This window comes from Mesorhizobium sp. BHscii (assembly GCF_053848065.1).
The window spans coordinates 346,733-361,620 of the sequence record NZ_JBSPKW010000004.1 but is presented as its reverse complement, the minus strand read 5'-3'; the positions used below and the strand labels follow the sequence as shown (position 1 = coordinate 361,620).

Annotated in this window: 15 protein-coding genes and 1 tRNA gene; 10 read left to right on the top strand and 6 right to left on the bottom strand. The window is 59.3% G+C overall.

All coding sequences use genetic code 11. From position 1 onward, the window contains the following. Positions 1-87: 87 nt before the first annotated feature. The 5 genes from ACWTU7_RS09000 to ACWTU7_RS08980 form a co-directional block, all read right to left on the bottom strand. The gene (locus ACWTU7_RS09000) at positions 88-693 is read right to left on the bottom strand and encodes an FkbM family methyltransferase (protein WP_455838332.1); all 606 of its coding nucleotides are present in this window, start codon (positions 691-693) and stop codon (positions 88-90) included. A gap of 598 nt (positions 694-1,291) precedes the next feature. After that, positions 1,292-1,367: transfer RNA gene (locus ACWTU7_RS08995), tRNA-Thr, on the bottom strand. A 45-nt stretch (positions 1,368-1,412) separates the two neighbouring features. Beyond that, positions 1,413-1,949: a DUF2380 domain-containing protein gene (locus ACWTU7_RS08990; protein WP_455838333.1), complete on the bottom strand. Its 537-nt coding sequence runs from the start codon at positions 1,947-1,949 to the stop codon at positions 1,413-1,415. Positions 1,950-2,076: 127 nt separating this feature from the next. Then, positions 2,077-2,403, bottom strand: coding sequence for a hypothetical protein (locus ACWTU7_RS08985; protein WP_455838334.1), 327 nt, complete (start codon positions 2,401-2,403; stop codon positions 2,077-2,079). A gap of 65 nt (positions 2,404-2,468) precedes the next feature. Then, positions 2,469-2,894, bottom strand: coding sequence for a globin family protein (locus ACWTU7_RS08980; protein WP_455838335.1), 426 nt, complete (start codon positions 2,892-2,894; stop codon positions 2,469-2,471). Positions 2,895-3,199: 305 nt separating this feature from the next. On the opposite strand from ACWTU7_RS08980, the gene ACWTU7_RS08975 reads away from it, so the two are divergent. The 10 genes from ACWTU7_RS08975 to ACWTU7_RS08930 all read left to right on the top strand — a co-directional run bounded on the left by ACWTU7_RS08975 (position 3,200) and on the right by ACWTU7_RS08930 (position 14,777). Beyond that, the gene (locus ACWTU7_RS08975) at positions 3,200-4,327 is read left to right on the top strand and encodes a PQQ-dependent sugar dehydrogenase (RefSeq protein WP_455838336.1); all 1,128 of its coding nucleotides are present in this window, start codon (positions 3,200-3,202) and stop codon (positions 4,325-4,327) included. 902 nt (positions 4,328-5,229) lie between these two features. Next, the gene (gene cpaB / locus ACWTU7_RS08970; protein WP_287093082.1) at positions 5,230-6,156 is read left to right on the top strand and encodes a Flp pilus assembly protein CpaB; all 927 of its coding nucleotides are present in this window, start codon (positions 5,230-5,232) and stop codon (positions 6,154-6,156) included. 40 nt (positions 6,157-6,196) lie between these two features. Then, positions 6,197-7,633 carry a type II and III secretion system protein family protein gene (locus ACWTU7_RS08965; protein WP_455838337.1) on the top strand — a complete coding sequence of 479 codons (1,437 nt, stop codon included), beginning with the start codon at positions 6,197-6,199 and terminating at the stop codon, positions 7,631-7,633. Positions 7,634-7,635: 2 nt separating this feature from the next. Continuing rightward, on the top strand, positions 7,636-7,896 hold the full coding sequence (locus ACWTU7_RS08960; protein ID WP_455838338.1) for a hypothetical protein: 261 nt from the start codon (positions 7,636-7,638) through the stop codon (positions 7,894-7,896). Positions 7,897-7,925: 29 nt separating this feature from the next. Further along, positions 7,926-9,137, top strand: a complete 1,212-nt coding sequence (locus ACWTU7_RS08955) for an AAA family ATPase (protein ID WP_455838339.1) — start codon at positions 7,926-7,928, stop codon at positions 9,135-9,137. Next, positions 9,134-10,552, top strand: a complete 1,419-nt coding sequence (locus ACWTU7_RS08950; protein ID WP_095521108.1) for a CpaF family protein — start codon at positions 9,134-9,136, stop codon at positions 10,550-10,552. The genes ACWTU7_RS08955 and ACWTU7_RS08950 overlap by 4 nt, the downstream gene beginning before the upstream one ends. A 3-nt stretch (positions 10,553-10,555) precedes the next feature. Beyond that, a complete protein-coding gene (locus ACWTU7_RS08945) occupies positions 10,556-11,521 on the top strand; it encodes a type II secretion system F family protein (protein ID WP_095493652.1) in 966 nt (321 codons plus the stop codon). Between the two features lies 1 nt (position 11,522). Then, positions 11,523-12,491 carry a type II secretion system F family protein gene (locus ACWTU7_RS08940; RefSeq protein ID WP_455838340.1) on the top strand — a complete coding sequence of 323 codons (969 nt, stop codon included), beginning with the start codon at positions 11,523-11,525 and terminating at the stop codon, positions 12,489-12,491. 134 nt (positions 12,492-12,625) lie between these two features. Continuing rightward, complete coding sequence (locus ACWTU7_RS08935) at positions 12,626-13,096, top strand: tetratricopeptide repeat protein (protein WP_455838341.1); 471 nt, start codon at positions 12,626-12,628, stop codon at positions 13,094-13,096. A gap of 448 nt (positions 13,097-13,544) precedes the next feature. Further along, on the top strand, positions 13,545-14,777 hold the full coding sequence (locus ACWTU7_RS08930) for a TadE/TadG family type IV pilus assembly protein (RefSeq protein WP_455838342.1): 1,233 nt from the start codon (positions 13,545-13,547) through the stop codon (positions 14,775-14,777). On the opposite strand, the gene ACWTU7_RS08925 is transcribed toward ACWTU7_RS08930, so the two are convergent. Further along, the gene (locus ACWTU7_RS08925; RefSeq protein WP_348984084.1) at positions 14,743-14,874 is read right to left on the bottom strand and encodes a recombinase family protein; all 132 of its coding nucleotides are present in this window, start codon (positions 14,872-14,874) and stop codon (positions 14,743-14,745) included. The two genes, ACWTU7_RS08930 and ACWTU7_RS08925, sit on opposite strands and share 35 nt — an antisense overlap. Between the last annotated feature and the right edge of the window lie 14 nt (positions 14,875-14,888).

Genomic DNA, 14,888 nt, shown 5'->3' with positions numbered 1-14,888 from the left:
GTTCGGCACCGAACCACTCAGGGATCCGGGCAACCATTCAGTGTCCAGTCATATCGACCAGGCTGCCTATCCTTCCGATCACCGACGCTATATCCATTCGCTGAAGCGCGTGCCTGCCTCAAGGAATTCATGTCTGATTTGCAATTCCACGACGTGTTTCTTTTGTCTCTCAGAATTCCGCATTTTGAGAGAGTGGAATTCCACATATGCGGCATAAAGATCGCGATGGACTCCGGACCTGATCAAGTCATCAAGGATCTCGTACTCTGTCCCTTCTACATCGAGTTTGAGAACGACCACGTCGTACAGCTCATGCTTCGCTCGGATCATCTGTGACAGCGAAAACGTTTCGACAAGGTCCGGGGCAAATCGCCGCGATTGATACAAGCTTTCGTTGTGGTCAGGGACGATCGAGCAACTTTGGTGGGTGGGCTCCGACCGGCCCGGAGGGGGACCAAATAATTCGGCGTAGCCATCTTTCACGCTTGCCGCCTTGCCGATGATCTCCATAGTCGCCTTTTCTGAGCGCAAAGCATAAAGGTGCGCCAGGCAATTCTTGTTGGGCTCGACCAGAACGAAGTCGTAGCGGTCGGGTGTGTAGTACCGAGAAAAGTATTTGTATCCCTGACCGATGTTCGAACCACAATCGATAAACAATCCGCGACTTCGCCTTGCTGCCTTGAGCTTGGACAATGCCTGCCTTGCGTCCGTCGCAACGCGACGACGGAGCCATCGCGACCTAAACGGTTCGCTCAGCGACAAGGCCGACAGTTGGAGAAACCGCCCAAGCCCCTCGGTTCTCAAGACGTCTTTTGCTTTCTGGGTCTTTAGTGAGCTTTGTTGCCAATTGGGCCGTCGGCCCCGTTGCGGCAATGAACATCCTCGGCCTCCTGCCCCCGCCCCCGGGTGGACCGTTCAGTTCCGATAGGGGCTTGAACCTCGCACGGAGCTTCCGATCCCGCAGCGCCATTGGAAAACGAACACGGCAAAGTACGCTTAAATCTGGGCCTGTCTTCGTCCATTCGAGGGATGCCCTTTCTGGACGATCACATTGACACACGGAGCGGTTCCGGGGGGTTGACCGCACGCATCAGCGTTATGGCGAGGTCCAGAAAGGAGATGACGGCGCCGCATCAATGGAGAGTGGCTTGATGGGGCCGGCCAGACGTAAGGTGGACGAACCGGCAGAGAGGAAGAAGCCTGACACGAATGGCGCCATTTGTGCCTCGGAACGCGTCTTGATGGAAAGGCTTTGAGCTTGCGGGCAGTGCACCTAAGCCTATGAAACAACTGGTGCCGCTTGCGTGACTCGAACACCTGACCCCATCATTACGAATGATGTGCTCTACCAACGGAGCTAAAGCGGCCCGGGAAGCCAAGTCTTCCAAGATGCGCTGGTGATAAACGCAACGCTACGGAATGCAGTGCTTCTCGATGTCGCGGGCCGTGAACTCTGCTGCGCGTCGCCGCGCTTCGTCGGTATCCCCGCGGTAGGTCAGGTATCGATCGCAGACAGGTTTGTTGTCGTTCAAATCCAGCACTGCGAACTTCACCCAGCCAACCAGCGTGCTCATCTTGTGCACCTGACCGATCAGGAGATATTTCGCGCTGACTGTTCTTGCCCGCTTGGAGAGATCGACAAGGCCGGGGTCCTTAATGGTGCAGTGTTCTGCCTGACAGGGTAGTGCGACGAGGTCGATCTTCTGGTTGCCCGAAAGACCATCATGCAACGCAACGCCAAATGCCTTCAGTCGCGCCTCGTGTTCGGCGGTCTGGTCCCTGACTTCGCCTGATGTATCCTTGAACTCGAAATCCGCGACGGCAAGGATCGTGGGCTCGGCATCGGCAAAGGCGGCCGACGCAAGCACGCCAGCGCCGATCAGCGCCAGGAAAAATCGACCGCACTCAAAAAGTCGAAATCGAACCTCTGCGCATTGCACCTTGAGCATCTAGTTCTCCGAGGTTGGGACGATAGTCATCCCTTTGGCGGTGCTGATTGTCTCGTCGCGTTGTTGGAAGACGCGGAAAGCAAGCGCAAGGCTATTCAGTTACGTCGCAACGTCAACTTTCCGCCCGTTACTGGGTGGACTCCACCTCGGCGACAACGAGCTTGCCTTGGGCGCGCGAGATTTCGAGTGCCTGGCCGGCCCCTGCCAACTCGCCCGGGACCGAGATCACGAACGCCTGGCCCTCGGTGAGGGTCGCGACGAAGCGTACTGGCAAACTTTCTTCGCCCGCCGCCATCGTGGTGACCACCCGGTAGCCGTCAGCCGCCTCCGTGTAGTAGACGACGCCGTGAAAGTTGCCGAGATCGACGCTCCCACCCTGACGGGCCGTGAGTTCGCCGGCAGAAGCGGAACCTGCCACAACGCAAAGCGCTGCAAGAACTGTGTATCTGAACATCGTATTTCTCTCCATTTAGAATTGTTGTTCGGCTGGATGGTCGCCTTCGGCTGCATCCAACCAAGTCACGCTGCGAGCTGATCCTCGCGGGCAGCCGCGATCATCACATTCGCGAGCAACCCGTAGGCTGCCTCCCAAGCGTCGCGGACAGCCGGTGTAAAAGCCCGACCGAGGCCGACTGCCAGCGTCTCGATGAGCGCTTGCCCGACGATCGGGTAATGACGCTCCTCGACGCCGTAGGTCACGTGACGCTTGGCGAGCACGCGCACGGTCGGGAGGATGGTGTCGGCACGGCCCAATCCGTGCACGACGAAGCCCAGGCTCGCCATCAGCTTGGCGCCTTGCTTGGTCATGTCTCTCACCGGAAACAGCGCGCGAAGGTCCGCGTCGATCGCGAACAGGCGGTCATAGAACAGCGCGGCGGCGGCCACGCGAATCGGGACGACCTCGCGAAAACTGTCCTGGACAAGTCTGATCTGGTCGGGTGTCATCGGCGACGCTCCTGCGTTCCTGGCTTGGGGTGACCATCGCCCCAGAGCGTTTCGCGTGCATGTCGCCTGCGCGCAGATGTGTTTCAGTTGTGTCTCGATGGTTTTTCAGTTCGCGCTCATTTGGCTTCTTTTTAGGTAGATCGTACTGAGGGTGCCACAGGCCCCGTGCTCATCTCGCTCGATCCGGACCTGGTCATAGTTGAAAACCTAGGCGCGCGCGCCAGCTTGGAACTGCATCGGCAGTCGGTCATTATATCGGGGAGCCGGCGGCTCCTCCCCTATGCCCCCGTTCGGATGGAGAAATCATGCTGCGGATATTCATTGCTTCGTCTTTTCTTCTTGCCTTCGGTGCGCCCTCGACCACGCTCGCGCAGGACGGCAGCATCGAGAGCGAGACCGGCCGCATTGCGGTCGAGACCTTTGCCGAAGGGCTCGAACATCCCTGGGGCGCGACCTACCTGCCCGACGGCGCAATGCTGGTCACCGAGCGTCCGGGGCGCCTGCGGCTCGTCTCGACCGAGGGGGCCGTTTCCGATCCGATCGACGGTGTGCCGGACGTCCTCGCCAGCGGACAAGGCGGTCTGCTGGATGTGGCGCTCGATCCGGACTTTGCCAACAACCGGACGGTTTATCTCTCCTACTCAGAGGAACGCGGCGGCGGCGCGGCCACCTCCGTCGGCCGTGGACGTCTGGAGGAGAACGGCGGCGCGCTTTCAAACTTCGAAGTGATCTTCCGGCAGGAACCAGCCGTGTCCAGCCGGCACCACTACGGCTCCCGCCTGGTATTCGCGCCGGACGGCAAGCTCTTCGTCACGCTCGGCGATCGCGGCAAGGCGCAACAGGCGCAGGACCCGAACAATCATCTCGGGACGATCGTCCGTATCAATCCCGATGGATCTGTGTCTGACGACAATCCTTTCGTCGGCAAGGACGGCGCCGACGAGATCTGGTCCTACGGCCATCGCAATGTGCAAAGTGCTGCGCTCCATCCCGAAACCGGCGTGCTCTGGACGGCGGAAATGGGACCGCGCGGCGGCGATGAGCTAAACATTCCGGAAGCAGGCAAGAATTACGGCTGGCCCGTGGTCAGCTGGGGCCGGCACTATTCGGGCAAACGCATCCCCGATCCGTCGACGAGGCCGGAGTTTGCCGGCTCCATCCATAGCTGGACGCCCGTCATCTCGCCTTCCGGCATGACCTTCTACACCGGCGACATGTTTGCCGATTGGCGGGGCGACCTCCTGATTGGCGGACTGTCGGCGGAAGGCATCGTTCGTGTCAGGATTGACGGAAAGCAGGTCGCCGGCGAGGAAGTCCTCGCTCTCGGCAGGCGTATCCGGGACGTGGTGCAGGCTCCCGACGGCGCGGTAATGGCGTTGACCGACGAGCCAGCGGCAAGAATATTGCGACTGTCGCCGGCAGCGTCGCAGTGATCCATGCGGCGCCACAGACGTGATTTTCTGAAACGTTGGGGTTGATCGCGCTGTGACATCCAACGTCTTGAAGGCCGCTCTATCTAAAGTGATCGAGTTAAGGACGGTCGTCGCGGAATACTTCAGACACGACGTGGGCAACTTTCGTAGAGCAGCGCCAAATTAAAAGCGAATCATTACCATGGAAAGCACAGAATCAGAGAATAGCGAAAAGAATCCTAGTACGCCTAGAAAAGGGTCCGATGCTATCGTCAGTCTTGTCTCGTCCGAAAACAATTTTTGAATACGGTATTTCCATTCTGATAGAATCAATGTTGAAAAGCAAGATGACGATCGGACACGTAAATACAATTAAGAATATAGCGACGGAAAGCGTACGTTCCAACTTGTCACCATAACCGTACAAGATCGGGTTCGCCATGGGTCAGCCCAGATATCCAACTGCATGTTCCGTGTAGTCGAAACAGCCTGCACGCCGAGATAAAATGCCAGAAAGTCCTGCCACCGGCCGCGATGTAGACGCCGGTGCCGGCGCGCTAGGTCTTGAAGAGGCCGATCACCGGAACGGGGACCCGGGCGCTCACGGTAGCGACGCCATCGCAGATTAGATGGCGAAGCATTTCACAGAGGCCTATGGACTCGTTCCTGAAAACTGCAGATTGCTTCTGGCCGCATTGACCGTGCCAACAACGTGACGGCGTGCCGGAAACGTCGAGCCAAGTGAATTTCGACCCAAAAGTAAATGGCGCTCACTCAAATTGCGGAAAAAGGTCCAAGGGTTCGGTAACCAGACGCAACGATAGCTCCAATTCGAATAAGCGAAGTTTCTAATTGTTCAGAATCGCCCGGTAGCGTCCGGCCAAAGATAAAAGACAAGAAGGGTGCATTTTGAGGTATCGGGTGTGAAGGGCAAAGCCATTACAATGATCGGCATCGCCGCGGTGTTCGGCGCGGCCTCGATCTTTGCCGCCGATCTCTGGATTAAGAGCGAAGCAAACGCTCGTGCCGGAGGGATTTCGCTCGCAGTTCCGACACCCGCGCCGCCGGCGATGCAGTTTCAGACGATCGTTGTCGCCAAGGCGCCGCTGCGCTTCGGCATGGCGCTAGAGCGGACGCAACTGGCGGAAATTCCGTGGCCGCAGGATTCGCTTCCGCAGGGCGCCTTCACGACGATCAACGAAGCTTTGGCCGAGGGAAGTCGTGTCGTGCTTTCACCCCTCGAGATCAACGAGCCGCTTTTGCTTGCAAAACTGTCGGGTCCCAATGGGCGCGCGACGCTGTCGAACCTGCTTTCGCCCGGCATGCGGGCGGTGACAATCCGCACCGACGAAATAGCCGGCGTCGGCGGCTTCGTTATGCCCGGCGACCATGTCGACGTGGTGCTGACGCGCGACGCCGGCGCCATCACCGAAGTCGCGAAAAATGCCGAAGGCGCGGCCGGTTCGACGCTGACCAGCGAGATCGTGGTCGAGAGCGCCAAGGTGCTGACCGTCGGCCAGGGCGCCGACGAGCGGCAGATCAGTCCGCAGATCGCTAATTCTGTGACCATCGAGGTCAATGCCGAGGGCGCGCAGAAGGTGGCGCTGGCCCGCACGGTGGGCACGCTGTCGCTGTCGCTGCGCGCCTCAAGCGAAGGCGGTGGTTCGACAGACGGTTTGACGACCATCTCTTCATTTGGCGGCTCGGTGGCGGCCGGCGCGTCGGATGCTGCGGGCGCAGTCATCGAGGCAATCGCCGCAGAGGGGCCGGAAGCGCAAAAATTCAAGACCGTGATTGTGACGCGCGGCACCAACCCGCAATCCTATCAGGTTGTTGCGCCGGACAAGTGACACGACACCGGCAGGGGTGCCGGATTTTTGGGGACAGGCAATGTTTGGGTGGGTGGGCAATTTGTATCGGAGCGGCGCGCATGCTGCCGGAATAGCCTTGCTGGCGATCTCGTTTGCGGCGGGACACTTTCTGGTTGGCGTTGGAAACGCTGAGGCCGGCAACGGCGTGGTTTACGTTACCTCGACCAAAAACATGTCGATCAAGCTCGCCAGGGGAAAGACCAGAACGATCAAGACCGATGTGCCGTTCTACGAGATCGTCATTGGCGATCCAGAGATCGCCAATGTCAATCCGCTGACGGACCGCTCCTTCTACCTGCTCGGCAGTAATCTCGGCACCACGGGCATCGCTCTCTACGACGAAAACAAGCAACTGGTCGGTACGATGGACATCGAGGTGACGCTCGACACCGACCGTTTGGCCAGCACCATCCGCGACAGCGTGCCGGGGGCCAACATAAAGGTTAGCTCGGCGAATGGCCGGCTTGTTCTGTCCGGCTCAGCCGAAGATGCGTTGGCGGTTGATAAGGCGACTCGGATCGCCACCAATTTTTCGGGCGAAGAAACGGTCATCAACTCGGTCAATATTTCCTCGTCGCAGCAGGTTCAGCTGAATGTGCGCTTCGTCGAAATCAACCGGCAGGTGGGACAGGAACTCGGCACCAAAATCGGCGTGACATACATCGGCAGCAATGGCGGCGTCTCGTTCAACTCCACCCCTTCGGTTTCTAAGGCGACTCCCGCGGCACAGCTCATCGGCGGCCTTCTCTCCAACGGCGTGTCAATCGATGTCGCCATCAAGGCTCTGGAAGACCGCGGTGTCGCGCGACGCCTTGCCGAACCGAACCTAATTGCGCGCTCGGGTGAAAAAGCGAGCTTCCTGGCGGGCGGCGAGTTTCCGATCCCAGTCTCGGAAGAGGACGGCAAGATCTCAGTCGAATACAAAAAGTTCGGCGTCAGTCTGGACTTCACACCGACCGTGCTAAGCGACGGCCTGATCGCTCTCGACATCGAGCCGGAGGTCTCCTCGATCGATAGATCGGCTTCCTACAATATCGGCAATATCTCCATCCCGGGTTTTGTGGTGCGGCGCGCGCACACGTCGATCGATCTGAAAAGCGGTCAGAGTTTTATGATGGCAGGCTTGCTGCAAAGCGAGAACGACATGGTTCAGCAGCGCGTTCCAGGTCTGGGCAAGTTGCCGGTGCTCGGCCCGCTGTTCAGTTCCAGAGCGTATCAGCGGCGCGAAACAGACCTGGTCATCATCGTCACGCCGTACCTCGTTAAGCCGATGGACCCATCGAAGAAGCCGCTGACGCCGGCTGACGGCACCTTGCCGGCAAGCAATGTCGATTATTTTCTGGGCAATGTGGAGGAGGTGAAAACCGTCGAAGCCGCCCACAATGGCGGGACCGCAACCGACGCTGCCGCTCCAGCCACAAAAGTCGGCCACTTCCTCGATCTCCCAAAGGAATGAGCATGCGAACGCTTTCAATCGGCGCCGTTGCAATGCTTGCCTCTGCCAGCGGTTGTGCAACCGAGGAGACGATGCGTCTCGACGGGCTGACCCAGGGCGCGGGCAATGCGATGGCGGCCAACACCGTGATGCAGATGGTGGATCCGTGGCCTGAGGGCGTCGAACGCACCCGGCTTCGGGTGCCAGCAAACCGCGGCGCCCAGCCTAGCGCGGCCGCGAAAGCGGTCGAGGAAAAAGCATCGCAACCCACGGCCGGTTACTGATCAGGCCACCAAACGCGCGTGCGAGAAGAATGGCAAATCCCGGAAAAACCAAGCGGATCGTGCTTGTTTCCACCGACAAGAGCTTTGTGCAGAAAACGAGGACGGCGTTCGCCTCGTCGGAGGCGGTTGCGCTTGTTACGGTCGAGAAGAACGTCACCGAGTTACGCGGCGAAATCCAGGAGGCTGATTGCAGCGCGGTGATCGTCGACATGGATGCGGCCAAGCTCAACGAGATCGAGGCGCTGCAGCGCATTACGCGGCGGCTCGAGAGGCGCGCTGCAATCATCGTTGTGACTCAGGAATTCAATGCGTCCGCCGCGCGCATCCTGGTTCAGCTTCAGGTCGCCGATTTTCTGGTCAAGCCGCTGACCACCGCCGATCTTGTTCGCTCCTGCGTTCGCGCGCTTGAGGGACCGGGGCGCGAAGAGAACACCGAGTCGCAAATCTACACGTTCATGCCCGCCGCCGGGGGGGTAGGCACCACCACGCTGACACTGCAAACCGCGTTCCAGCTCCACCATTCGGTAACGCGCGGATCGTCGACCTGCGTAGTCGATCTCAATTTCCAGCAAGGCTCATGCGCCGAATATCTCGACCTCGAGCCACGCTTCGACATCAACGAAATCGAGAATCAGCCGGAACGCCTTGACCGCCAGCTGCTTGACGTGATGCTCTCGAAACATGCGAGCGGTCTCTGCGTGCTGGCTGCGCCTCCGCGGCCAGCGGAGATGCGCACGTTCAACGCCGACGTGGTTGTCCGCATGCTGGACCTCGTCTCCGCCTATTACGACAATGTCGTCATCGACATGCCGCGCACGTGGTTTCCCTGGACGGAGACCGTGCTGCTGGGCTCAAACAAGCTCTACATCGTCGCCGAAATGACCGTGCCCTGCCTGCGCCATACGCAGCGGCTGATCCAGGCCGTTTATGAGACGGTGGGCAAGGAGGTGAAGCCAAACGTCATCGTCAACCGCTTCGAACAACGCCTGTTCGAAAGCGGCATCAAGCGGGCCGACGTCCAGGCATTCCTCGGCGAGCATTTCGTCGGCGGCATCTCGAACAATTACAAGCTGGTGCGCGAGGCCGTCGATCGCGGCGTTCCGCTGCACGAGATCGACCCCAACGCGAGTGTCGTCAACGATCTCAGGCGAATAGTCCTGCCTGACGAAGTCGTGGCGGAAACGCGGAAAAAGCGTTCACTGTTCGGGCTCGGCAAAAGTCTCTTGAGGAGAGCCGGGTGATCAGCCGATTTTCGACGCTCCAGAAACGCGATGCCACGCCGGAAAGCCGGCAGGAGCAGGCGCCAATCCAGCATCGGCCGGTCGTCATCCCGACGACACGCAAGCCGGCCCCGCCGAAACCCGAGGTGGGACCGGCAAAGCCCACGAAGGTCCTCGACGCCAGAATGCGCATCCACCGCATGCTGATCGAAGAGATCAACCTCGTAGCGCTCGAGCGCCTGCCGCGCGACGAGATGCAGCGGCAGGTGCATGATTTCGTCTCCGAGAAGGCGCGCGGCGAACGGCTTGCGGTCAATGTCGCCGAACTCGACGCGCTGGTGGATGACATTGTCGACGAAATGGTCGGCCTCGGCCCGCTCGAGCCGTTGCTGAAAGACCCAACCATCAACGACATCCTGATCAACGGCCATCGCAGTTGCTTCGTCGAGCGGCATGGCAAGCTCGAGCAGGTGCATATTCCGTTCAAGGACGAAGCTCACCTCATACGCATCATCAACAAGATCGTTGCGGCCGTCGGCCGCCGCGTCGATGAATCCCAGCCGATGGTCGACGCGCGCATGCTCGACGGCTCACGCTTCAATGCCGCCATCCGACCGGTCGGTGTCGACGGGCCGCTGGTATCCATCCGCAAATTCTCCAAGAATAAGCTCGGTCTGCATAAGCTCGTCGAATTCGGTGCGGTCACGCAGAACATGGCCGAAGTCCTTGCCGCCGCAGTCCATGCCCGCAAGACGACGATTATTTCCGGCGGCACCGGCACCGGCAAGACGACGATGCTGAACGCGCTGTCGGCCTTCATCCCCGAAGACGAACGCCTGATCACCATCGAAGACGCGGCCGAACTGCAATTGCAGCAGCCGCATGTGGCGCGCATGGAGACAAGGCCGGCCAATATCGAAGGTCACGGCGAACTCAAGCAGCGCGATCTGGTCAAAAACGCGCTGCGCATGCGGCCGGACCGCGTCATCCTCGGCGAGTGCCGCGGCGAGGAAGCCTTCGACATGCTTCAGGCGATGAACACCGGCCACGAAGGCTCGATGGCGACCATTCATGCCAACACGCCGCGCGACGCGATTTCCCGTCTCGAACAGATGCTCGGCATGACCGGAATGCCGATGACCGTGCAGTCGATCCGCAGCCAGATCGCAAGCGCGCTCGACATCATCGTGCAGCTTACCCGGCTTTCCGACGGCAAGCGCAAGGTCACGAGCGTCGCCGAAGTAACCGGGATGGAAGGCGACGTGATCCAGATGCAGGAGATATTTCGCTTCGTACGCACCGGCACAGAAGCGGACGGGACGATCCTTGGCCACTTCGAGGCGACCGGCCTGCGCCCGCGCTTCCTCGAAGACCTGAAGGCGATGGGCATCGAATTTCCTGGGCGGTATTTCGAGCCTGGCAGACAGCAGGAATAATCAATGCTCGAGGGATTCAGCGCCATCTATGTGATTTATGCCGGCGCCGGTCTGACCGGCATCATGATCGCCGAAGCGTTTTACCTGCTTTACGCCGGGCACCGGGATCGCCGCATGGCGATCAATCGGCGAATGAAGCTGCAGGAGAAAAAGCTCAGCCAAGAGCAGGTGCTGATCCAATTGCGGAAAGAGCGTGGGATGGAAGGCGGTGCTTCGATGCTTTCGCTCGACCGGATTCGGGAGCTGCGGATCCAGTCCGGCATGGTCCTGCCACTGCCGAAATTTCTGCTGATCACGTCGGGTCTGGCGCTTGGCATCTGCCTGTTTGCCGTTTCCTACGGCCTGCCGCTTATCATTGCACTGGCAGTGCTTCCGGTCATGTGTTTGGTCTTTCCGATCATGACCCTGCGGTTCTTGCGCAAGCGGCGGCACAAGATGTTCGGAATGCAGCTTCCAGAAGCTCTGGAACTCATCACGCGAAGCCTTAAGGCAGGGCATCCGGTTCCGGTGGCGATCTCGATGGTGGCGCGTGAAATGGCCGATCCGATCGGCACCGAATTCGGCGTGATCGCCGACGAAGTGACCTATGGCTCCGACCTGGTTTCGGCGCTGCATTCGCTGTTCGAGCGCGTCGGACACGAGGACCTGCCGCTGTTCGTCACCGCTGTGTCGATCCAGAGCAGCTCAGGCGGCAATCTGCGCGAAATCCTGGATGGTCTGTCGTCGGTCATCCGCGAGCGAGGAAAGCTGCGGCGCAAAGTGCGAGCAATCTCGACCGAGGGCCGCATGTCGGCCTACATCCTGACCGCCGTACCGGCGCTGCTGATGGTCGGCATCATGGTCATGATGCCGCAATTCTACGAGAGCGTCTGGGGCGAGCCGATGACTTGGTATCTGTTGGGCGGTTCGATCTTATGGCTAATGCTGGGCAACGCCATGATGTTCAAGATGTCGAACTTCAAATTCTGACATGGAAACCCTGATCGGCCTCCTTGCCTCCCTTCGCCCGACGTCGCTGGCGCCGGTGGCGCTTTTGCTGCTCGCCGTGGGAGGAGGAGCGCTCCTCTGGCAGTGGAGTACCGCGCGTGGAGGACGCGGCGACTGGAAGCGCCGGCTCAAGGTCGAAGTCTCCGAAGTTGCGGAGGCACCCAAGCCGACCGCCGCGCCGAAACGGAACGCCAGCGCCGTCCGCGACAAGGCGATGAAAACCGCCCATGAATTCTACGCCAAAAGCGATCCGGAAAACGTTGCGCGGCTGCGGATGAAACTCATCCAGGCTGGTCACATGGATCCAGGCGCGGTCGGCAGGTTTTTTGTCATCCGCTTTGTCGGCTTCCTGGCTGGAGCCGTTGTTGCGTTTCTGGTCGTCCGCTGGTTTGGTGGTGAATCGGCAGTTCCGAGCCGCTGGACTTTCATCATCATGTCCGGTGGCGCCGGTTATTTTCTGCCGGGTCTTGTATTGACCTTGCAGGTCCGCACGAAAATGCGGGAATACCGCAATGGTTTTCCCGATTTCATGGACCTGATGATCGTCTGCGCGGACGCCGGCATGAGCATGGAGGCCGGGATCGAGCGGGTGTCGAAAGAGCTCTTCATCACTTATCCCTCGCTCAGCCAGAACCTTCAGCTTGTCTCGCTCGAACTCAGGGCAGGGCGCAGCCTTGACGATGCGCTGAAATCGTTGGCTGATCGCCTGAGTCTCGACGAGGTACGCTCCTTCGCCACGCTGCTTCAGCAATCGAAGGAGCTTGGCACCAGCCTTTCGGGCGCGCTTCGGGTTTATTCGGACGAAATGCGTCACAAACGCATGTCGATAGCTGAGGAAAAGGCGCACGCGCTGCCGGCAAAGATGTCGGTGCCGGTTACGATCTGCATCCTGCCAGTCGTGCTGATGATCGCCATCATCCCGATCATCGTGAAAATGACGGCAGGCGACTGATCCGCTCCAGTCGATAGTTAATCCAATATGTTCGGCTTTCCTAATATTTGCTCGAAACCCGCCACCGTAGCTTAAGCCGAACCCGCTATGGTGCTTGACGAGACGGCCCGCCAAGCGGCCGGATGGGGCAAGTTATGGGGCAATCGAAATTCGTCGCGTTGGCTGCGGTCGCAGTCGTGACGATTGTGACGGGATGCACGACGAGCAGCGTCGACATCACCGAGACCACGTCGATCGCTCCGGCGACGACCGACATCAGCGAGGCTGATCTCGTATCTGGCAAGACGCAGTTCCGCGAAGCCAATTATGGGTTGGCGGAAAAGCACTTCCGCAAGGCGGTGGAACTTCGGTCCGACAATGCCGAGGCATGGCTGGGACTTGCCGCCTCCTACGACCAGCTCGGCCGCTTCGACTTTGCTGACCGCGCTTACGATCAGCTTGTTGTGGTTGCCGGCCGCCGGGCCCACATCCTCAACAATATGGGGTATTCGCAATTGTTGCGCGGCAACAAGAAAAAAGCCCGCGAATTGCTTCTGGAGGCCAAGGCAGGAATGACCGATACCTCGGTGGTCGATGCCAACCTCGCACTGATGAACAAGTCGTAGCAGCGTTCGAACCGTTGCCGGATCCAACGAATTGCAGATTGGCTTACAGACCGCCGCGGGGTCCAACGTGAAAAATTGTAGAAAGCCTGGCTAGATCGGTTCTGGAGCGAAATGGTGGCGTAGAACGGATCTGGCGTGTTGTTCAGCGCCAGAACTTGCCCTTCTAAACTGGAATAGGTCACGATTCGTGCTGCGATCACCCATTTCGAATGTTTATTTTTCAATAGAATTAGCGACGGGTAACCGTTCGGCGCTGTGCACAGTCGAGCGATACCTGTACCCGCTCGCTGAGAGCGCTCTGCATTCGCGGCCACGGAACGGCCGCATCCTCCATCCGGACAGCGGTTTGACCGTCCGGCAGCTTTTCTGTGAGGATGAATTCCGTCCTACTTAAGAGTTTAGTGATCAATGAAACAACTTCTTCGCCGCAGGGATGCATTTTGCCGGCATGATGCACCAAATTCTGCTCGTGAAACGGTTCTTTCGAGACAGCCGCGGTAACTTTGCGACCGGTCTCGTTGTCATGCTGCTTCCTATGATTGCAGCAGTCGGCGCCGCGGTGGATTTCGCGAACATGAACCGCGAGCGGAGCAGGCTTCAATCGGCTCTGGATGCAGCAAGCATGGAGATCGCCGTTAAGGTCAACTCGGGCCTGAGCGACGGTGAGCTACAGGCGCTTGGCGACAAGCTACTCAAAGCCAACTTGGCATCGGTCGGTGCAAGCGCGGATAACATACCCTCGCTCGTCTATCACGGTCTGGCGACGGAAAACGACGGAAGCCAGAGCCTCAGGACTGAATCCAGCCTCAACTACACCTATCTCATTCCGCGCTCAATCGGCGGCGATGGACCGTCATCGACCAACATTCTCGTCCGGTCTCGCATAACGTCCAACAATGGTGATACTGCGTGCGTCTATGCCCTCAACCGGGCCGCGCCGCGCGCCTTCGAGGCGGCCGGGAGCACCACAGTCATCATGGATGGCTGCGTTATCGCTTCCAATTCGTCGGCTCCGGATTCCATCTATGTTGGCGGCGACGCGTCCCTTGAGGCGGACTGCATTCAATCATCTGGCGGAATAGTGGCGACCAGCGGACTGATCACCGATTGTGAGCAAAATCGCGTCAATGCGTGGCGACTGCCTGACCCATGGGGTAACCTGGTGGAACCGGTACCACCAATCTTGTACCCTAATCCGAAAGCTGGCGACTTGACAGTCAGTCCAGGGCGGTATCGAAATCTCGATCTGAGCGGCGACAAAACCCTGGAGCCGGGCCTCTATTATGTCGAAGGTTCTCTTTCCGTCAAAGGCACAGTGACCGGCGCCGGCGTGACCATCTTCATGGCTGATGGCGGCATAACAGTGAACGGCAACGGCTCGTTGTCATTGAGCGCGCCGCAGACAGGCGACTATGCCGGCATGCTGATGATGTCGGCACGAGCGAACGCATCGTCCCACCTGTTCAATGGGAATGGCGCCACTGATCTGAACGGCGTCCTATACTTCCCCTATGGCGACCTGACCTACAATGGTAACAACAACGGAACTAGCAGCAGCTGCATGCGCATCGTTGCCGACACGATCAAGATGAGCGGCAATTCGAACATCAAGTCCGACTGCAGTGCGGAACTGGGGGGACGCGAAGCTAGAGTGGCAGGCCCGTTCTACTTTTCGATGTAAGGCAGTTGCGAACGTTCGAGACCTCCCATTGGCCGCCCCACGCCGTTCTGACCCCACGGTTGTTGAGCGCAATGGCCAAGCCTCTGAGGCTAATCACTCCTGATGCCTGAA